Below are 19,998 nucleotides of genomic sequence, written 5' to 3' on the forward strand. Positions count from 1 at the left end.
CCCATTATTTTAGTCGATTTTTAATCTTTTTTCGCCGCGCCTCTGGACAAGGCGAATCACCTTTGATTCTTTAGTGACGATTCGGAAGTGCGGCGTTGCCGGATCGTCAAGCGGTACAGAAAATCGGGGAGTGCCATTTATGGCGAAGGCGGACGCGTGGGGCGCGCCCGGTGGGACGGCGTTTGAGCGTCGCGAGGCGCGAAGCGACGGACTCGCGGGCAATACGCGGCTCATCGCCGAACCTGCCTACCGACGGCTGCTGGCAGCCGAGCCGCTGTTGCGGCGATCGATCCCGGCCCTCATCATCATGTTTCTGTTGATCATCGCAGTACTGCGCTTTCTGTCGCTGATGAACGAGCGCGACGAGATCGAGCGCGACGCCAAGGCGATCCTTGCGCTGGCCGCCGGCCAACTGGCCAGTTCGATCGCCGACGCGACCATGGTTTCCGCGCCCGGCGCGATCCAGGACCTGCTGGAGAGCACCGGTCGTCAGGGCGCGATGGGCCGAAGCCACGTACTGGCGATCACCGATAGCGCCTTCAAGATCATTGCCGTATCGCCGCAGTCGATGCACTGGGAGGGGCGATCGCTCGATGGCGTCGTGCAGGGCGGGCAGCCGCTGTTCATGTTCGGCGACCGCGCCGGGGTAATGGAGGTCAACATCGGCGGACAGGACTGGTACGCGGCAGTGAGCCTGGCGAATGGCCGAAGGGGTGCCGCGGCAGCGTTCGTGCCGCAGGAGGCAGTTTTTGACGCCTGGCGCAAGACGGTCTCACTCAACGTCACGCTGTTCGTGCTGACGGCCGGCGTGCTGATCATCATCCTCTACGCCTATTTCGGCCAGGCGGCGCGCGCCCAGGCCGCCGATCGCATCTATCTCGAAGCCCACCAGCGCATCGACATGGCGCTGGTGCGCGGCCGCTGCGGCCTGTGGGATTGGGACATGGTGCGCGGCAAGATGTACTGGTCGCGCTCGATGTACGACATGCTGGGCTACGAGCCTTGCGACACGATGCTGTCGTTCGGCGAAGTCGATGAAATCATTCATCCCGAGGACGGCGATTTGTTCGAACTCGCCAACAGGATCGTCGCACGCGAGATCGACCATATCGACCAGGTGTTCCGGATGCGCCATGCCGACGGGCAATGGGTTTGGATGCGCGCAAGAGCACACGTTATCGACCCGGAAGCGCCGGAGATCCAGCTGATCGGCATCGCCGTCGACGTCACCGAGCAGCGGCACCTGGCGCTGCGCTCCGAAGCGGCGGACCTGCGCCTAAGGACAGCCATCGAAAACATCAACGAATCCTTCGTCTTGTGGGATTCGTCCGAACGCCTGATCATGTGCAATTCCAAATACCAGCAGGACAACGGCCTGTTGGATCGCGACGTGATGCCGGGCGCGCCGCGCGCCGTTCTGGAGGAACGCATGCTGGCCTTCGCCTCGGAGCGGCGGCTTGCCAACACCAACGGACCGCAGGGAGGCGTGACCTTCGAGCGCCAGCTTGCCGACGGCCGCTGGCTGCAGGTGAACGAGTTGCGGACAAGGGACGGCGGTACCGTCTCCGTCGGCTCCGACATCACCCAGATCAAGCTGCACCAGGAGAAGCTGGTCGACAGCGAGCGCCGGCTGATGGCGACAATCCATGACCTCAGCCTTGCCCGCCGCGCGGAAGAAGAACGGGCTCGTGAGCTCGTCGAACTCAATCGCAAATACATGAAGGAAACCGAGCGCGCCGAAGCGGCAAACCGGGCCAAATCCGAATTCCTGGCCAACATGTCGCACGAGTTGCGCACCCCGCTCAACGCGATCATCGGCTTCTCGGAACTGATGGAACGGCGGCTGTTCGGGCCGCTGGGTTCGCCGCGCTACGAAGAGTATGCCACCGACATCAACGGCAGCGGCAAATATCTTCTCGGTGTGATCAATGACATCCTCGACATGTCGAAGATCGAGGCCGGACAGTTCGCCCTGGATCAGGAAGAAATCGATCTCTGCCCGCTCATCAGGGAGACGGTTCGCGTCGTTTCTCTGCAGGCGGCGGAAAAGTCGATCACCGTCGAAACCCGCATCGCCGATTCGCTGACGCTGTTCGCCGACCGCAGGGCGATCAAGCAGATCCTCATCAACCTTCTGTCCAATGCGGTGAAGTTCACCGGGCAAGGCGGCCACATCTCGGTCAGAGCCCGCAGCATTTCCAGCGCGCTGATCCTGACGATCGAGGACAATGGCTGCGGCATCCCGAAGGCGGCGCTGAGCAAGCTCGGGCGGCCATTCGAACAGGTGCAAAACCAGTTCTCCAAGAGCCATGCCGGCTCCGGCCTCGGCCTCGCCATCTCGCGCTCGCTGGCCGAGCTTCAGGGTGGCGCGTTGAAGATCCGCTCGACCGAAAGCGTCGGCACGATCGTCTCGGTACGCATCCCGATCAAGAAAGCCGCGCAGGCGGTCAGGGCCGCTGCCTGAATGACAAAATAAGTCTCCGGCGGCTCGCACCGCCGGAGCGTTATCAATTCTCACTGCATGCCGTCAGTGCCATCATTGCCCTCGCCGTCCCATTGGCGGTGACCGCCGGGACCCTTCGGCAGTTCGTTCTTCTCGATTTTCCCGTCATTGTCACGGTCGAGCATGGCGAAGACCTTCTTCTGGCGGCTTGTGATGTCGTCGGCGGTCAGCGTGCCGTCGCCCTTGGTGTCGTAACGGGCGATGATGCGCCTGGCCATCTGCTCGAAGCGTGCTTTCTCCAGCGCGTCGGCGAGCTGTGCCACGGTCAGCTTGCCGCCATTGTCGGCGACCATCTTCTTCAGCCGCGCGTTCATGGCGTCGGAGAACTGGTCGAAGGTGATGGTGCCGTCATTGTCCTTCATGACCTTGCCGAGGCGCATCATCATGCCGTCGCGCGGCCCAGCCCCGGAGTGCTCGTCTGCATAGGCAGCGGTGCCGACGGCGCCGGCCAGGGCTGCGAAAACGAGTGCAAGTCTGGTTGTCTTTCTCATGGTCTTCTCCTGTTGCATCGTCACCCCCGATGCTAGAGCGGCGGACCTTCAATCCCCCGCTCTATCTCTTTGATTGAACATCGGAACCTCCCAAAGCAGGTCGCAATTTTGGGCCCGATGCTCTCGCCCGTACGGCTGGTTGCCGTCACGGTTTTTTCGCACGAAGCAGAAGGTCGAAATCCTTTCTGACCTTCTGCGACGTCTCCCCGAGATGCGCTTCAAGCACCCCGAAATCCGGCAGGTCGGTGACGGCCAGAAGCAGATCCGAAAGCCCTGGCGGAACGTCGTCGCGTTCGAACGCGCCGGTGAGGCAAAGCCGTATCATCTGGGTCAGCGCCAGATAGAGCGAATAGGCATCCACCAGTTCCTGCCTGACCTGGGCGCTGGCGAAATCCGGCGCCAGGCGCGACAGGACCTCAGCCGTGCCGGTGGCCCTGCGGCCTGCCTCGATCTTTCCGGTGATCAGCGCAATCTGGGCAATGAATTCAAGATCGATGAGACCGCCCGGGATCAGCTTGATGTCCCAGAGATCGCGCGGCGGCTTCTCCTTGTCGACCATGGCGCGCATCTCGGATGCCTCGGCCATCACCTTGGCTGGATCGCGCGGCAGAGCGAGCACTGCGGCAACCTCTCCCTCGACCTCGCGGCAGAGCTCGGCATCGCCGCCGATCGTGCGGGCGCGCGCCAGCGCCATGTGCTCCCATGTCCAGGCGTCCTGGCGCTGATACTTCTTGAAGGCGTCGACATGGGTGGCCACCGGCCCCTTGTTGCCGGACGGCCGCAGGCGAAGGTCGAGCTCGTAGAGCACGCCCTCGGCGGTCGGCGCGGAAACGGCGGCGATCAGCCGCTGTGTCAGCCGGCTGTAGTAATGCGACGGGGCAAGCGGCTTGTCGCCGTCGGACTCCTCCGCATCGGCGTCGTGATCGTAGAGCAGGATGAGGTCGACGTCGGAGCCCGCCGTCAGTTCGCGGCTGCCGAGCTTGCCCATGCCGAGCAGCGCGACCCGGCCGCCGGCAATATAGCCATGACGCAAAGCGAATTCCGCCATCACCGCCTGCAATGCCGCCTCGATGGTCAGGTCGGCGAGATCGGAAAAAGCGCGGCCGGCGCGCGGCGGGTCGATCGACCCGGCAAGCAGCCTGACGCCGATCAGGAATTTTTGCTCCGAAGCAAAGATGCGCAGCCGGTCGAGCACGTCTTCATAGGCTCTGTCGCCTTCGAGGAAGGCGGCAAGGCGCGCCGACAGATAGGCGCGGTTTGGCAGTTCGCTCAGCAGCGCCGGATCGAGCAGCCCATCGAAGACATGCGGCCGGCGCGTGATGATGGCGGCCAGCCGCGGTGCCGCGCCCATGATAGTCGCCATCAGCTTCAGCAAAGCCGGATTCGACTGCAGCAGCGAAAACAGCTGGATGCCGGCAGGCAGGCCGGCAAGGAATTCGTCGAAGCGGATCACTGCCTCGTCCGCCCGCCGCGTCTGGCCGAAGGCTTGCAGCAGCGCCGGCGTCAGTTCGGTCAGCCGCTCGCGCGCTTCCGCCGACCTGGTGACGCGGTAGCGGCCGAAGTGCCAGCCGCGGATAACCCGGCAGATGTCGCTCGGCCGCTGGAAGCCGAGCCGCTGCAAGGTCTGCAAGGTATCGGGATCGTCGACGTCGCCGGTAAAGACCAGATTGCCGATGCCGGCCGAAAGCTCCGGCGCGGTTTCGAACAGCGCTGCATAGTGGCGCTCGACCTGGTGCAGCGCCGCGCGGAACGTTTCGGCAAAGCCTGCCGCATCGGCAAAGCCCAGCATGCGGGCGACGCGCTCCAGCCCCTCTTCGTCCTCCGGCAGGATATGCGTCTGCTCGTCGGCAACCATCTGGATGGCATGCTCGACGCGGCGCAGGAACCAGTACTGCCTGGTGAGCGCATCGCGCGCATCGGCGGTGATCCAGCCGCGCGCGGAAAGTTCGCCGAGCATCGGTACGGTCTCGCGGCCGCGCAATTCGGGAAAGCGGCCGCCGGCGATGAGCTGCTGGGTCTGGACGAAGAACTCGATCTCGCGAATGCCGCCGCGGCCGAGCTTGACGTTGTGGCCTTTGACCGCGACCTCGCCATGGCCCTTGTGGGCGTGGATCTGGCGCTTGATCGAGTGGACGTCGGCGATCGCCGCATAGTCCATGTATTTGCGCCAGATATAGGGCTGCAGCTCCTTCAGGAACGCGGCGCCGGCGGCAACATCGCCGGCCACCGGGCGCGCCTTGATCATGGCGGCGCGCTCCCAGTTCTGGCCGCGCGCCTCATAGTAGCGCAGTGCCGCCTCGACCGGGATCGCCAGCGGCGTCGAGCCGGGGTCGGGACGAAGCCTGAGATCGGTGCGGAAGACATAACCATGCTCGGTGCGGTCCTGGAGAATGCGGACCAGCCGGCGGGTCAGGCGCGAAAACAGCTCGGTTGCATCGAGCGGATCGACGACAGCTGGCGCATCGGGGTCGAAGAAGACGACGAGGTCGATGTCGGAGGAAAAGTTCAGCTCATGCGCGCCGAGCTTGCCCATGCCGAGCAGAATCCAGCCCGAGCGTCGCGCCGGATTTTTGGCATCCGGCAATCGGAGCTTGCCTTGCTCATGCGCGTCGCGGAGCAGGAAATCGACAGCCGCACGCGTGCAGGCGTCGGCAAGGTCGCTCAGTCGCCGCACCGTCAGCGAGGTCTCGGCTTCGCCGGCGAGATCGGCCAAGGCGATCAGGAAATGCGCCTCCGCCTTGCATTGGCGCAGCTCCATCATCAGGCTGCTTTCGGAGACGGCCTGTACGCGTGCTGCCTTGTCGACCGCGGCGCCGATCGATGATAGCCGCGCCTCGATGGTCTCGTCGAAAAGCGCATCGAGTCTCCGCGGCCGGCGGCGCGCGGTATCGCGCAGGAACGGCGACAGGTCGAACACGGCGGCGAGGAAATCCTGGACGACCCCCTTGCCTGCCAAGAATTTCGCCAGTCGCGGCAGTTCTTTTTGCCGCGCGGCGTCGGCGATCTCCGACAATCCCTGCCTGGCGCGGCTTGCATCCAGCGGAACGAGCTTTATCGCCGGCTTCAACAGCCAGTCCGTTTCGAGGCGTCGCACTGCCATCCTCGCCACTATCAGCGATCCTCCCGCCCGGGAAAACTCATGACGACGGACAATCCGGGATTGCCGGGCAGAAGCTCAAGCCGTCCATTGTGGAACGTCACGATCGCCTTGGCGAGGCTCAAGCCAAGGCCGGAACCCGGCTGCGAGCGGCTCTTTTCCAGCCGCACGAAACGCTCGGTCACCCTGGCGCGGTCGACATCGTCGGGAATGCCCTGGCCGTTGTCGGAGACGGCGAGTCTGATCTCGCTACCGACACGCTCCAGCGTCACGCGAACCGTAGGCCTGGAGGTCGAGTCGGTCGAATATTTGATCGCGTTGTCGACGATGTTGGACAGCGCCTGGCCAATCAGCTCGCGATTGCCGTTGACGGCGAAGGAACCTTGCACCGAAGTTTCGAGCGTCACGCCCGCCTCCTCCGCTACCGGCTCGTAGAGTTCGACGACGTCGTGCACGGCAGCGGCCAGATCAACCCTGGTGGTGCTTTCCGAGGAATAGCCGGCTTCCAGTCGCGAGATCAACAGGATGGCGTTGAAGGTCTTTATCAGCTGATCGGATTCGGCGATCGTTCCTTCCAGCGCCTGCCGGTAGTCGCTGGTGTTGTGCTTGCCGGAAAGCGTCGCCTCGGCGCGATTGCGCAGCCTGGTCAGCGGCGTCTTCAGGTCGTGGGCGATGTTGTCGGAGACCTGCTTCAGGCCCTCGTTCAGCGTGGCGATCCTGGCCAGCATGGAATTGAGGTTTTCCGACAGCCGGTCGAACTCGTCGCCGGCGCCGGTGACCGGCAGCCGGCCGGAAAGATCGCCGCCCATGATACGGCGGCTCGCCTCGGACACGCTGTCGATGCGCTTCAGCGCCGCGCGCCCGACGAAGAACCAGATCAGCAGCCCGCCGACGCCCATCATGCCGAGCGCCAGCATCAAGGCGCGGCGAATGACGGCGCGGAAGCGCTCCGGCTCGCCGAGGTCGCGGCCGACCAGCATGATCATCTGGTTGGGCAGGCGCAGCACCAGGGCAATGGCGTTGTGGCCCTTCTCGCCTTCGGCCTGAACTTCGCTCTGGGCGGGCTCGTTCGGGTCGGAGACCGGGTTGCGCTGCCGCTCGAGCTCGCCCTCACCGAAGCGGCGGTAGGAGAACGGTTCGATGGTCCAGCCCTCGGCCTCGATCACGCCCGGCTCCAGGCTCTGCACGTTGCCGGTCAGGATCTGGCCGTTGGCATCGGCGATCAGATAGAGATTGGCGCCGGGCTGGCGGGAGCGCTGCTCGACGACACGGACCAGCAGCGGCAAGCCGCCGCGCTGATAGGCGCGGGCGAGGCCGAGCACCTCGTCGTTGATCGTGTCCTGGGTCTGGCCGGTCAGCATGCGCGCCGACAGCGAGGTCATGTAGAACACGAGCAGCACCGCGCAGATGGCGAACAGCAGGAGGTAGAGCGCCGAAAGCCGCGCTGCCGTCGTCTTCATGATGGCCGGCACGGAAAGAGTCATGCGGTTCTAGCCGCTTTTCAGCATGTAGCCGGCGCCGCGAACCGTGTGCAGGATCGGCTTGTCGAAGCCCTTCTCGATCTTGCCCCGCAGCCGCGAGATATGAACGTCGATGACGTTGGTCTGCGGATCGAAATGATAGTCCCAGACGTTTTCAAGCAGCATGGTGCGCGTCACCACCTGGCCGGCATGGCGCATCAGATATTCGAGCAGGCGGAACTCGCGCGGCTGCAGCGTTATCTCGCGCCCGGCGCGGCGCACCGAGTGCGACAGCCGGTCGAGTTCGAGATCACCGACCCGGTAGACGGTTTCGGCTTCCCTGGCGCTGGCGCGGCGGTTCAGCACCTCGACGCGGGCGAGCAGTTCGGAAAAGGCGTAGGGCTTGGTCAGATAGTCGTCGCCGCCGGCGCGCAGACCGGTGACCCGGTCGTCGACTTCGCCGAGCGCCGACAGGATCAGCACGGGCGTCGTATTGCCTCTGGACCTGAGCCCGGCAATGACGGACAGGCCGTCGCGGCGCGGCATCATGCGATCAACGACCATGACGTCATAGTCGCCGGAATCAGCGAGCGCGAAGCCGGTTTCGCCGTCGCCGGCGACATGGGCGGTATGGCCGGCCTCGGCGAACGCCTTCTGCAGGTAGTCGGCTGCCTCGCGATCGTCTTCTATGACGAGAATCTTCATAGAACCGTTATACGCGATTTCGCTGGAAGATTGAGTGGCCGGCATATGCATCGTGGCCTTCTCCATGGCGTATCGCGAACAAAGTGATTCAGGGATACGCGGTAAGTCTTTGTTTTAGCATGTCGTAGCCTAAAACCGCTTCACGCCTTGAGCGGCATGTTCGAGCGGCAGCGGGCGATGGGAAGCCCGCTGCCGCTGGGGCGGAACACGATGACTGACTAACGTATTCAGGCCCCGTGCTTTCCCGTGCGGCGGCTCGGGGGTGTTGAAAACCGCCGCACCGGAAAAGTAACCGGCCGTCAGCCCTTGGCGACAGGCAGTGCGACGAAGCGGTTGCTGTCGTCGCGGGTGATCTGCATCAGCACCGCCTTGCGGCCGGACTTCACCGCGTCGGCCATCGCCTTGTCGACGTCGCCGGTGCCGTTCACTTCGGTCGAATTGACGGAGGTGATGACGTCGCCGGGCTGGATGCCGCGATCGGCGGCATCGCTGTCGGGGTCGACATCGGTCACCACAAGGCCCTTGCCATTGTCAGACTTGGTGACGGTCAGGCCGAGATCGGCGAGCGTGTCGGTCTTCGGCGCGGGGGCAGGCTGCTGGTCGGCCGAGGCCTGCTTGTCGCTCGACGGCAGCTTGCCGAGATCGACCTTAACCGCCTCGCTCTTGCCGTTGCGCCACACCGTGACATCGACAGATTTGCCGGGCGGGTAAGCGCCAATCAGGCGGGCGAGTTCCTTCGGCGAAGCAACGTCCTTGCCGTCCACCTGGGTGATCACGTCACCGGCGGTGATGCCGGCCTTCTTCCCGGGACCGTTGTCCTGCGCGCTGGCAACGAGCGCGCCCTTGCCGGACCCAAGGCCAAGCGACTCGGCGATTTCGGGCGTGACCGGCTGGATTTCGACGCCGAGCCAGCCGCGCTGGACTGTACCGTTCTTCATCAGATCCTGCACGACCTGCTTGGCGGTCGAAGCGGGAATATCGAAGGCAATGCCGACGCTGCCGCCCGACGGCGAGAAGATCGCGGTGTTGATGCCGACAACCTGGCCGTTGAGGTTGAAGGTCGGGCCGCCCGAATTGCCGCGGTTCACCGAGGCGTCGATCTGGATGAAGTCGTCATAGGGACCGGCGCCGATATCGCGGCCGCGGGCCGAAACGATGCCTGCGGTAACCGTGCCGCCGAGGCCGAACGGATTGCCGACAGCCACCACCCAGTCGCCGACGCGAACCTTGGAATCATCGGCGAAGTCGACATAGGTGAACTTGTTGCCGTCATCGACCTTGAGCACGGCAAGATCGGTGCGCGGATCGGTGCCGATCAGCTTGGCGTCGAGTTCCTTGCCGTCATTGGTCACCACGGTGAAGGCGGTGCCCTCCTCGACGACATGGTTGTTGGTGACGAGATAGCCGTCATCGGAGATGAAGAAACCGGACCCTTGCGCCACCGGCCGCGGCTGGTCGTCGTTGCGGTCACGGTGTCCAAAACGGCGCATTCCGTTCGGGCCCTGATCGCCGCCTTGATCGCCAAAGCCGCGGAATTCGCGGAAGAAACGCCGCAGCTGCGGATTGTCGGGAAGATTGCCTAGGCCGTCCTCGTCGTCCATCTGGCCGGAACCGTCATCGGCCGTCGGCTGGATCTTGGCCTTGACGCGCACGCTGACGACCGCCGGCGAAACGCGCTCGACCACATCGGCGAAGCTCGGGACCTGCGGTGCCTCGACACGCACGGCGTCGGCCAGAACCGGGGCTGTCCCGGTGGCAACAGCACCAAAGCCGATCGCGCCGGCAATGGCCAGGGATGCGGCTGCGGCCAGAAGGCGTTTGCGGGTGCGAAGATATGAATTGGGGGCAACATTCATGGTTATCGTATCCTCTTTTCAAGGGACGCCCCTTGATTGGCATCCTCGACAAAGGAAATAGAGAGCCGCACATTACGGCGCCATTTCCGGTACATGAAACTTTCGTAATGTATCGATCAATCGCGGCGGAGCATCTTGTCCAGCGCCGCCTGTTCCTCGGCAGTTAATGCAGCGGTCACCGTCGAACGGCGCGAGCGGGCGGCCAGCAGGATGAATGTCCCGCCAACGAGCAGCAGAAGAACTGGCGTCCCCCAGAGCAAAACATTGCGCAGATTGAAGCGTGGCTTCAGCAGCACGAATTCGCCGTAGCGCGAAACGACATAGTCCATCACCTGCCGGTCGGTATCGCCGGCGACCAGGCGCTGGCGCACAAGGATGCGCAGGTCGCGGGCGAGGTCGGCATCGGACTCGTCGATCGACTGGTTCTGGCAGACCATGCAGCGCAGGCCTTCCGACAAAGCGCGCGCCCTCGCCTCGAGTGCCGGGTCGGCGAGCACCTCGTCGGGCTTGACCGCCTGCGCGGCGCCGGCGAACAACAGCGCCAGCAGCAGGACCAGCGAGGCCAGCGTGACCCTTTTCATTGCGGGCTCGCCGATGGCACGCCGGCCGCAGCCTTGCGGCGCGACGGTGCGCCGACGCGCAGGCGGCGGTCGAGCAGCGACATCGCCGCGCCCGCCATCATCACCAGTCCGCCGCCCCAGATCAGCGTCACCAGCGGCTTCCACCACAGACGAACGACCACAGAGCCATCGCTGCCCTCGTCGCCAAGCGAAAGATAGAGCTGGCTGAAGCCGATCGTCCTGATGCCGGATTCGGTTGTGGTCATCTGACGCACCGGATATGAGCGCTTGGCCGAGGTGATCTCGCCTGCGACGCTACCGTCGGCGCCAAGCAGGGCGAAGCGGCCGCGATCCTCACTGTAGTTCGGCCCCTGGGCCGGGTAGAGCCCCTCGAAGCGCAGCTTGTGGCCGGACAGTTCGACGGTCTCGCCGGCATGCATCGACAGGATTTTTTCGGTCCCGAAGCAAAGCGTGCCGACAATGCCGAGCGTTGTCAGCCCGAGGCCGAGATGCGCAAGCGCTGTGCCGAAGACCGAGCGCGGCAGGCCGGCGAAGCGCCTGAGCATGGTGGCGGGCGCGACGGTGCCGAAGCCGGATTTGACGGCGAGATCGGTGAGCGCGCCGCAGATCAGCCAGAAGGCAAGGCCGACACCGAGTGCCGCCAAGACCGAAGCGCCATCGATGAACAGGGCCGTCACCAGCACGGCGAGCAGCGCCGCCGCGAAAGCCGCCATCAGGCGCTGGGCGACCGCGAAAATGTCGCCGCGCTTCCAGGCGAGCAGCGGCCCGAATGGCACGACGACCAGCAGCGGCACCATCAGCGGGCCGAATGTCAGGTTGAAGAACGGCGCGCCGACCGAAATCTTGTCGGCAGACAGGGCTTCGACGACGAGCGGGTAGAGCGTGCCGACCAGCACAGTGGCGGTGGCGGTGGTCAGGAACAGATTGTTCAGGACCAGCGCGCCTTCGCGCGAGATCGGGTGAAACAGGCCGCCGGCCGTCAGCCGGGAGGCGCGCAAGGCAAACAGCGCCAGCGAGCCGCCGATGAACAGCGTCAGGATGCAGAGGATGAACACGCCACGCGTCGGATCGGTGGCGAATGCGTGCACCGAGGTCAGCACGCCGGAGCGCACCAGGAAGGTGCCGAGCAGCGACAGCGAGAAGGTCAGGATCGCCAGAAGCAGCGTCCAGATCTTCAGCGCCGAGCGCTTTTCCATGACGATCGCCGAATGCAGCAGCGCCGTGCCCGCCAGCCACGGCATGAAGGATGCGTTCTCGACCGGATCCCAGAACCAGAAGCCGCCCCAGCCGAGCTCGTAATAGGCCCAGTAGGAGCCCATGGCGATGCCGCCGGTGAGGAACATCCAGGCAACCAGTGTCCACGGCCTTACCCAGCGCGCCCACGAAGCGTCAATGCGGCCCTCGATGAGGGCAGCGACCGAGAAGGAAAAGCAGATCGAGAAACCGACATAGCCGAGATAAAGCAGCGGCGGATGGATGGCGAGGCCGAGGTCCTGCAGGATCGGGTTGAGATCGCGGCCCTCGATAGGCGCCGGATTGAGCCTGACGAATGGGTTCGACGTCGTCAGGATGAACAGGAAGAAAGTGGCGCCGATCGCTCCCTGCACGGCAAGCACATTGGCCCGGAGCGTCGCCGGAAGATTGCCGCCGAAGACGGCGACGAGCGCGCCGAAGAAGGTCAGGATCAGCACCCAGAGCAGCATCGAACCTTCGTGATTGCCCCAGGTTCCGGTGATCTTGTAGATCAGCGGCTGCAGCGAATGCGAGTTCTCCCAGACGCTCTCAACCGAGAAGTCGGAGCCGGCGTAGGCGGTTGCCAGCGCCACGAAAGACAGCGCCGTCAAGGCAAAGCCGGTCAGCGCGGCCGGTGCGCCGACGGCCATCATCTTGTGGTTGCCGGTGCGCGCACCGAACAGCGGCACCATCGTCTGCACCAGGGCCAGCGCAAACGCCAGGATCAGGGCGAAATGTCCGGTTTCAACCATTGTCACCGCACCCGCTAGTCACTCTTGCTCTCCTGCCATACGCCCTTGGCCTTGAGGCCGTCTGCCACTTCCTTGGGCATATAGGTCTCGTCATGCTTGGCCAGCACGCTGTCGGCGACAAAGATTCCGTCAGGGCCAAACGAGCCTTCGGTGATCACGCCCTGTCCTTCCCGGAAGAGGTCGGGAAGAATGCCGGTATAGGTGACCTTGACGTCCTTCTGGTTGTCGGTCACCGAAAAGGCGACGGTGGCGCCTTGGCTACGCTCGACCGTGCCTTTTTCGACGAGACCGCCGAGCCTGATGCGCTGGCCCGGCTGAAGGCTGGCGGTGGCCAGATCGGCCGGCATGTAGAAATAGGAGGCCTTCTGGCCAAGCGCATAGAAGGTCAGCCCCGTGGCAACACCGAGAAACCCCAGCCCCGCTGCGATCACCGACAGTCGTTTCTGCTTGCGCGTCATCGTCTACTCCGTCGCCGTCACGCCAAGCGAGGCGGCAAAGGCGGTGAATTTCCTGGCCTGATCGCTGTCCGCGCCAAAGACGGCGATACCGCGATTGAGCGCGTCACGCGCCTGATCTGTCTTGCCCAGCACGGCATAGGAACGAACGAGCTGCATCCACCCTTCCTCGTCGCGCGGATTTTGCCGAAGCTTTTCGTCGAGGCCGGCAACCATGGTGCTGATCATGGCTTGCCGGTCCTGCGGCGACATCGAGGAAGCAGCATCGATATCCTCGGCGGTCGGCCCTTTCGCGGGCGCCTCCGAAGCGACGCTGCGGGCGGCGGATTCGGCCAGCGCCTGCTCGGCGGCGCCGCGCCACGGCGAGCCCTGCGGCAAGGCGGCAAGCATCTTTTGCCAGGCCGCCGTGGCTTCAGCTATGCGGCCTTCCTGTGCCATGCCCATGGCGAGATAGAACGAGGCCTTCGGATTGGCCGGATCGAACTTCAACGCCGCCTCGAAAGCCGCCTGCGCTTCGGCGGAGACAATGCCGCCGGCCGCATTGGCGATCGCCTCGCCAAGACCCGCCTGGCGGGCGGCGCTGTCGCCGTCGAGGCGGATGGCGTTGCGATAGGCGGTCACCGCATCGGCGTATCGCTGCATGCGCAGATAGACCGGCGCCAGCACGTCCCAGCCGCGGCCATCGGATGGGTTGGCCGCCAGGTGCGCCTCGGCGCGGGCTATCAGCTCGTCGACCGAGCTGTCGGCGGGGTTCTTGGCCAGGCGTTCGCTGAGCGGCTGCGACGGCAGGTCGGGTGAGCCGAGCTGGCCATAGAGGCCCCAGCTGACCAGCGGAACCAGCAGCACGGCCGCCGTCGCCACCAGCCTTGTCGACCGCGACGGCTGCGTCGCCATGTCGTCGGCGTGGCCGGCATTGCTCAGGCGAAGGATGCGGCGGGCGATTTCGGCGCGTGCCTCTTCGGCCTCCATTGGCTGGATCAGGCCACGCGCCATATCGCGGTCAAGCTCGGCCAGCTGGTCGCGATAGACTTCAAGGTCGTGATCGCCGGCAGCGGACGCGTTCTTCGATCCGCCGGCCAACGGCAGCAGCACCGCCAGGCTTGCGCCCAGCGTCAGGATTGCGGCTATGACCCAGAACAGCATGGCTCTTCCAATAGAACGAGACCCTTGCCCTGCCAACACAAGCGTGCTGCGACGCTTTGGCGGGGCCGCTCCGATCGATAATGCATGTCGCGCAAAAGTGTGCAGCGGTTTTGCGATAACGACCATGCATCAAAACAAGAACCTAAAGCGCGTCGCATGAGGCCGGTCGAACGCGACGCGCTTTAGTGCCGGACCGGAATCGGCGGATCGACGGCCGGCCAGCTACGTCAGCGGCGTCCAGCTGCCGTCGGCATTGCGGCACGCGGTTCCGCGCGCGGTGGCGCCGGCGGTGCCGGTAAACACCGTATGGGTGTATTGCCGGCAGTCCTGCGAGCCGACGCGATAGGGCTGGGCGGCGACCACTTCGCCGCGATGGGCCGAACTGTCGCTCTTCCAAGCCACTTTCTGGCCGCTCGCCGTGTATTCAAGCGCCTTGTATTCCGCCTCGAGCGCGCTGCGCTTCTCGGTCTCGCTCAGGCCGGCGCCGATAGAGCCGCCGACGAGGCCGCCGCCCATGGCGGAGATGATCGTCGTCGCCACCTTGGCGCCGCTGGGGGGCGTCGCGGCCGGCGTCACCGTAACGGCCGGGCCCTTGCCGAGCGTTGTGCAGCCGGAGACGGCGAGCAGGGCGGAAACGAGCGCGACGCGAATCTTCATGCCAATACCGGCTTTCTTGAGCTGGACCGCCGCGCTGTCAGCAGCTGGCGCGGCCATAATGTCGATGTTTGTCGGAAATTTGGCCGCAGCCGGCCACCTGGAAAAGCAATCTGGAAAAGCATTACTGAAGGCTCCGCAATCGAACCATCGCCTTCAATCCACCCATGACGGATCGTTCCAGCGCCAGAGAGCCTCCATACTCGTTGACAAGGTCGGCGACAATGGCAAGTCCGAGCCCGCTGCCCGGTTTTGTCTCGTCGAGACGCCGGCCGCGCTGCAACACCTCGCGCGCCTTGTCGTCGGGAATGCCGGGGCCGTCATCCTCGATGCTGATCTCGAACAGGTTGGCTGCGCCTTCCGTGCCAGCGCCACCCTTGCTGGAGATTGGCTTGACCGAAACGGCGACCGCGCTCCTTGCCCATTTCATCGCATTGTCGAACAGATTGCCGAGCAGCTCCTCCAGGTCCTCGCGTTCGCCGGCAAAGACGATGTCGGTGGCCGGCAGTGAGAGCGACAGCGCCGTCTGCGGGTTGAGCTTCTGCAGCACCCGAACCATGCGCTGGACCAGCGGCGCCACCGGCGTACGGTAGACGACGCTGTCCCGCTGCGCGGCGACGCGGGCACGTTGCAGATAATGGTCCACTTGCTTTTGCATGGAAGCGGCCTGCTCGGCGATCAGCTGACCCTTGGCGCCACCCAGCGCCCGTCCCTCGTTGAGCAGCACGGCAAGCGGCGTCTTCAGCGAGTGAGCCAGGTTGCCGACCTGCGTGCGCGACCGCTCGACGATACGCCTGTTGTTCTCGATCAGCGCATTGGTCTCGTTGGCGAGCGGCTCGATCTCGGCCGGGAAACGGCCGTCTAGGCGCTGCGCGGTTCCTTCGCGCACCATGGCAAGCGCATTCCTGACCCGGCGCAGCGGCTGCAGGCCGAGCAGGATGGCAATCGCATTGATGGCGATCATGCCGACGCCGAACAGCGACAGATAGGTCAAAAGGCGCCGCTGGAAGGTGGCGATTTCCTGCTCGAGCTCGGTCTGGTTGCCCATGACGCGGAAGCGCGCGGCGCGGTTTTTCGCATCGAGCACGAACTCGCTCTCGAACACCTCCAACTGCTCGCCTTCGATGCCGTCCGCTGAATAGCTGCGCTGGAAGCTGGCATTGAAGGGCACCTCGGCAACGCTTGGCGACGGGATCGCCTTGGTCATCGACGACGAATGGAGATCGCCGTGCACGCCTTCCGAGGCAGGCTCGACCGACCAGTACCAGCCGGAATTCGGTTCCGAGAACCTCAAATCACCAAGGTCGGGGGCGCCGGTCAATTGGCCGCTTTCAGAAACGCCGACCGAGCCGATCAGGTTGAACAGATGCGCCGAAAGCAGGCTGTCGAAACCGCGCTCGCTGGCCTGGCGATAGAGCGTGGTGATCAAGGTGAAGATGACGACCAGAGTGAGGATCGCCCAGACCGTGGAAAAGGCGATGACGCGAAACGCCACCGAACGCGGCCATGACCGCAGCGACGGCGTGTTCGAGACGGCGGGTTTTGTAGGCAGCGGTTCCGCGTTACGCCTCCGGCTTACGCATGCGGTAGCCCATGCCGCGAACAGTTTCGATCATGTCGATGCCCATCTTCTTGCGAAGCCGTCCGACAAAGACCTCGATCGTGTTGGAATCGCGGTCGAAATCCTGGTCGTAGAGATGCTCGACCAGCTCGGTCCGGGACACCACCTCGCCCATGTGGTGCATCAAATAGGCAAGCAAGCGGAATTCGTGCGAGGTCAGCTTCAGCGGCACGCCGTCGACGTCGGCCTTGGAGGCCTTGGTGTCGAGGCGGAGCGGCCCGCAGGTCAGTTCGGACGAAGCGTGCCCGGCAGCACGCCGGATCAAGGCCCGCACCCTGGCCAGGATTTCCTCGATGTGGAAGGGTTTGGTGACGTAGTCGTCGGCGCCGGCGTCGATGCCGGCAACCTTGTCGCTCCAGCGGTCGCGTGCCGTCAGGATCAGCACCGGCATCTTGCGGCCGCCGCGCCGCCAGCGCTCGACCACGCTGATGCCGTCCATCTGCGGCAGGCCGATATCGAGCACCGCGGCATCATAGGGCTCGGTGTCGCCGAGAAAAAGCCCTTCCTCGCCGTCGAAAGCGCGGTCGACGACATAGCCGGCATCGACCAGCGCATCGCCGATCTGCCGGTTGAGATCCTTGTCATCTTCGACGACGAGTACGCGCATGCGGAAGGCCTGTTGAAGCTGTTCAGATATAGGCCGATTCCGGCAGACTGGGAAACGGCACGGTTCAGTTCAGCGGAACGACGATCTCCGAGCGACGGGGACGCTGCCCGTCCTTGCCCGGAACGAGCACGACGATGACGCAGACCGGCTGGCCGCCGCGTGTCGACTGCGAGGCCTTGGCCAGGGTGCCGCCATTCTGCTCGGCCACCTGCTGGCCGATCGCGTAGCAGTCGGACGCGGCGAGGACGACCGGCTGAGTCCACTCGGGCACGACAGCGGGGATCGCCATCGCTTGCGACGCAAGCAGACCGGCGGCTGACAGCGCCAGTGCCGCGGTCCGGAAGTGGGAGCGAAGGGTTTTCATGGTCAGCGTTCTAACGCGCCGGTGCTGAACGTGATATGAACGGTGAACGCTCGAATGCATGCCCGCCACACCCCTGAAGCGCGAGATTACCGGATTGCCATTTCGCCGCCCGGCTCCGCGAAATCGCCAATGTTTAACCTAGCCCTCCAATCCTTCGCCGACAACCGGCGTCATCTGGCGGGCAGGACCATTTGGGAGGACGAAGCATCCGGCCCAAGGCAACCGATGGCAGTTCAGGCGAACCGAACCTGAAACAAAAAAACCGCCTCTGCGGCGGGTCGTTGGCGCCATCAGCACCATAGGGGAATTAGTAGCATAGCTGCCGGCACAAAGCAAGAACAAAATTGCTCGATTTGCAAAAAGTGCCCGGTGGTCAGCCCTCGTCCTTGATCACGGCGCGGAAGCGCAGCAGCCCGTGATGGGCCGAAAGGTCCTCGTCGTAGCGGGCTTCGGCGAATTCGAGCTTGAGGTAGGCGCGGCGATGTTCGCCGAGCGAGAGAGCCGTATCGCGCAGGCGGGTGCTAACAAGGTCCATGATGTCATTGGTTTCCTTGCTGGCCTCTGATTTCGACCAGACATGCAACGTCAGCAACTGTTCTGCGTCGTTCTCCATCCCCGTTGCCCAATCGTAGACGCTGGTGCGGCCGAAGGTCATGTGGGGGAACGCAACATTTTCCGGCGCATGGTCGAACAATCTTGCATCGCCCAGTGCCGCCGACAGGTGGGGATCGCCGTTCACTGCCTCGAATATGGCCCTCTGCAATTCGACGGCCGGCGCGGTCATCGTCTTTCCCTTCGCCCGTCGCGTCGACCTCCCGGCTGCGTAGCTGCGTTGCATGAAGGCATCCCGGCAAAGCGCGAATCAGCGCGTCTCATGCGGATTATGAACCTTCATGATCTCGGCAATAAGCCCTGCTCCTGCAACCCGCGACGGCACGGCCGACGAAGCCGATGCGTTTGCTTCCTGGCTGCAGCTGGAATGGGAAATGTCAGGCTCATGATTTGGGCTGTATCGATGCGGATACTGCCTGCTTGACTGTCCGCGACGCCCGCTTCTTCTTCGGGGCGACCGGATTCAGAGCCGCCGCCGCGCGGTCCGCCTCTTCCTTGGCCAGTCGCAATTCCCTCAGCCTTGCCGTCTTGATGGTCCTGGCCTTCGCCTCCGAGAGATATTCGGCAGTTGCTTTGTTCCGCTCCGCCGTCTTCTTTTGATTTTCCATGAAGCGAGCCTCAGATTTTCCCATGATGTTCTGATTGCCTTGGGCCATCGGTAAAATCTCCTTGCAGCTAAAGTCGAAAACGTGAATTTCACTGTAAGATAGGTGTTTCACAGCGGAAATTCAATTCTCAGGCATTTGGCATGACCCAACTGTGGTGAGAGACCTGGCAGAAATAATACCTGTTAATATTATCGCGGATCGCAAGATTCTCTGGCGCTCCCGCAAATCGAGTATCCAGCGAGTCTTCCGAGAGAACCAACGCCGGACGATACGGTGCGACCCGCAAAGAGCGGGACAAGCGTCCCGTGTGACGACTGCCAATCCTCGGCACCTCGCGCAAGCGGCTGCACCATGCCCCTACTGCGTCTCGCCGCTGATCACCTCGGCATGGTCCTTGATGATGGTAGAAACGAAGCGGATGACGGCGCGCATCGGCGCCTCCGCCCCGATTTCACGGCGATAGACGAGCGACACCGGATGACTGCCGAGAATGTCGGGGGCAAGGCGCACCATCCGCAGTTCAGCTTCGGCCAACATGCAGGGCATTACCGCCAGACCGGCGCCACTCAGAGCCGCCGCCAGCATTTCCGTCATTTCGGCAACGCGAAGGACAATTGTCGCGCCGGCGCCGTGCGCCTCAACCCATTTGGCGCCGGGGACGCCGGCAAGGCTTGCGTGAAATCCAATGATCTCGTGTCCGGCCAGCTGGCGAGGATCGATGGGCATCGGGTGACGGTCGAGATAGCGCTGGGACGCATAGATCGACCAGCCCGCAACACAAAGCTTCTGCGCGATCAAATCGTCTGCGGCGACGGTGCCGATCCTGACCGCTAGGTCGGCCTCGCCGCGCTGCAGGTCCACGGGCCTGCTGCCGCTCGTCAGTTCAAGATTGATATCGGGGTGGGTCTTATGGAACCCGGCCATACGCTCGGCAAAAAGGGGGCTGAAGCCCGACGGCAGTGCCAGCCGAACGCTATTCTTGCCCGAACGCACAAGCGCCGTCAGTGCTTGCATGGTACGTTCAAGGTCATCACCGAGCGGCAGCAATGTCTGGCCAAGCGGCGTGATCTCGATGCCTTGCCGCGTTCGCACGACAAGCGAAACCCCGAGTGCCGCCTCAAGAGCAGCAAGGCGCCGGCTGATCGTCGTGTGACGCACGCCGAGCACGCGCGCTGCTCCCGACAACGTTCCCGCGCGGGCGGCAGCGAGAAAGTAGCGCAAATCGTTCCAGTCCGGTTCGCCGGTCTTGGTCACGA

At 64.1% G+C, this 19,998-nt stretch carries 17 protein-coding genes; 1 reads left to right on the forward strand and 16 read right to left on the reverse strand.

The features are described 5' to 3' along the window. The first annotated feature begins 139 nt into the window (after nt 1-139). The gene (locus NKI16_RS14095) at nt 140-2,464 is read left to right on the forward strand and encodes a PAS domain-containing sensor histidine kinase (protein WP_352622511.1); all 2,325 of its coding nucleotides are present in this window, start codon (nt 140-142) and stop codon (nt 2,462-2,464) included. A 50-nt stretch (nt 2,465-2,514) separates the two neighbouring features. On the opposite strand, the gene NKI16_RS14100 is transcribed toward NKI16_RS14095, so the two are convergent. The 16 genes from NKI16_RS14100 to NKI16_RS14175 form a co-directional block, all read right to left on the reverse strand. Next, nucleotides 2,515-2,994, reverse strand: a complete 480-nt coding sequence (locus NKI16_RS14100; RefSeq protein WP_352622509.1) for an EF-hand domain-containing protein — start codon at nt 2,992-2,994, stop codon at nt 2,515-2,517. 145 nt (nt 2,995-3,139) lie between these two features. Continuing rightward, entirely contained in the window at nt 3,140-6,094 is a 2,955-nt protein-coding gene (locus NKI16_RS14105; RefSeq protein WP_352641921.1) for a bifunctional [glutamine synthetase] adenylyltransferase/[glutamine synthetase]-adenylyl-L-tyrosine phosphorylase, read from the reverse strand. Nucleotides 6,095-6,105: 11 nt separating this feature from the next. Further along, nucleotides 6,106-7,575, reverse strand: a complete 1,470-nt coding sequence (locus NKI16_RS14110; protein WP_352922996.1) for a sensor histidine kinase — start codon at nt 7,573-7,575, stop codon at nt 6,106-6,108. Between the two features lie 6 nt (nt 7,576-7,581). After that, nucleotides 7,582-8,256: a response regulator transcription factor gene (locus NKI16_RS14115; protein WP_254819962.1), complete on the reverse strand. Its 675-nt coding sequence runs from the start codon at nt 8,254-8,256 to the stop codon at nt 7,582-7,584. Between the two features lie 299 nt (nt 8,257-8,555). After that, nucleotides 8,556-10,112 carry a Do family serine endopeptidase gene (locus NKI16_RS14120; RefSeq protein WP_352782810.1) on the reverse strand — a complete coding sequence of 519 codons (1,557 nt, stop codon included), beginning with the start codon at nt 10,110-10,112 and terminating at the stop codon, nt 8,556-8,558. 116 nt (nt 10,113-10,228) lie between these two features. After that, on the reverse strand, nt 10,229-10,693 hold the full coding sequence (locus NKI16_RS14125; RefSeq protein WP_084641257.1) for a cytochrome c-type biogenesis protein: 465 nt from the start codon (nt 10,691-10,693) through the stop codon (nt 10,229-10,231). Further along, complete coding sequence (locus NKI16_RS14130; protein ID WP_352782812.1) at nt 10,690-12,678, reverse strand: heme lyase CcmF/NrfE family subunit; 1,989 nt, start codon at nt 12,676-12,678, stop codon at nt 10,690-10,692. Before NKI16_RS14130 ends, NKI16_RS14125 begins: the two co-directional genes overlap by 4 nt. A 14-nt stretch (nt 12,679-12,692) precedes the next feature. Next, entirely contained in the window at nt 12,693-13,136 is a 444-nt protein-coding gene (gene ccmE / locus NKI16_RS14135) for a cytochrome c maturation protein CcmE (RefSeq protein ID WP_023677821.1), read from the reverse strand. A gap of 3 nt (nt 13,137-13,139) precedes the next feature. Then, nucleotides 13,140-14,276 carry a c-type cytochrome biogenesis protein CcmI gene (ccmI, locus tag NKI16_RS14140; RefSeq protein ID WP_352922999.1) on the reverse strand — a complete coding sequence of 379 codons (1,137 nt, stop codon included), beginning with the start codon at nt 14,274-14,276 and terminating at the stop codon, nt 13,140-13,142. 222 nt (nt 14,277-14,498) lie between these two features. Further along, nucleotides 14,499-14,933, reverse strand: a complete 435-nt coding sequence (locus tag NKI16_RS14145) for an RT0821/Lpp0805 family surface protein (RefSeq protein ID WP_023677823.1) — start codon at nt 14,931-14,933, stop codon at nt 14,499-14,501. Nucleotides 14,934-15,054: 121 nt separating this feature from the next. After that, nucleotides 15,055-16,482, reverse strand: a complete 1,428-nt coding sequence (locus NKI16_RS14150) for an ATP-binding protein (protein WP_051406157.1) — start codon at nt 16,480-16,482, stop codon at nt 15,055-15,057. 10 nt (nt 16,483-16,492) lie between these two features. Continuing rightward, nucleotides 16,493-17,158, reverse strand: a complete 666-nt coding sequence (locus NKI16_RS14155) for a response regulator transcription factor (RefSeq protein WP_352636416.1) — start codon at nt 17,156-17,158, stop codon at nt 16,493-16,495. 64 nt (nt 17,159-17,222) lie between these two features. After that, a complete protein-coding gene (locus NKI16_RS14160; protein WP_352449043.1) occupies nt 17,223-17,522 on the reverse strand; it encodes a hypothetical protein in 300 nt (99 codons plus the stop codon). 373 nt (nt 17,523-17,895) lie between these two features. After that, complete coding sequence (locus tag NKI16_RS14165; RefSeq protein ID WP_023677827.1) at nt 17,896-18,306, reverse strand: DUF3168 domain-containing protein; 411 nt, start codon at nt 18,304-18,306, stop codon at nt 17,896-17,898. A 211-nt stretch (nt 18,307-18,517) separates the two neighbouring features. Beyond that, complete coding sequence (locus NKI16_RS14170; RefSeq protein WP_352636439.1) at nt 18,518-18,790, reverse strand: hypothetical protein; 273 nt, start codon at nt 18,788-18,790, stop codon at nt 18,518-18,520. Nucleotides 18,791-19,099: 309 nt separating this feature from the next. Next, the gene (locus NKI16_RS14175; protein ID WP_352923003.1) at nt 19,100-19,996 is read right to left on the reverse strand and encodes a LysR family transcriptional regulator; all 897 of its coding nucleotides are present in this window, start codon (nt 19,994-19,996) and stop codon (nt 19,100-19,102) included. Between the last annotated feature and the right edge of the window lie 2 nt (nt 19,997-19,998).

Origin of the sequence: Mesorhizobium sp. M0698 (assembly GCF_040320455.1) — a bacterium.
Lineage (GTDB): Bacteria > Pseudomonadota > Alphaproteobacteria > Rhizobiales > Rhizobiaceae > Mesorhizobium.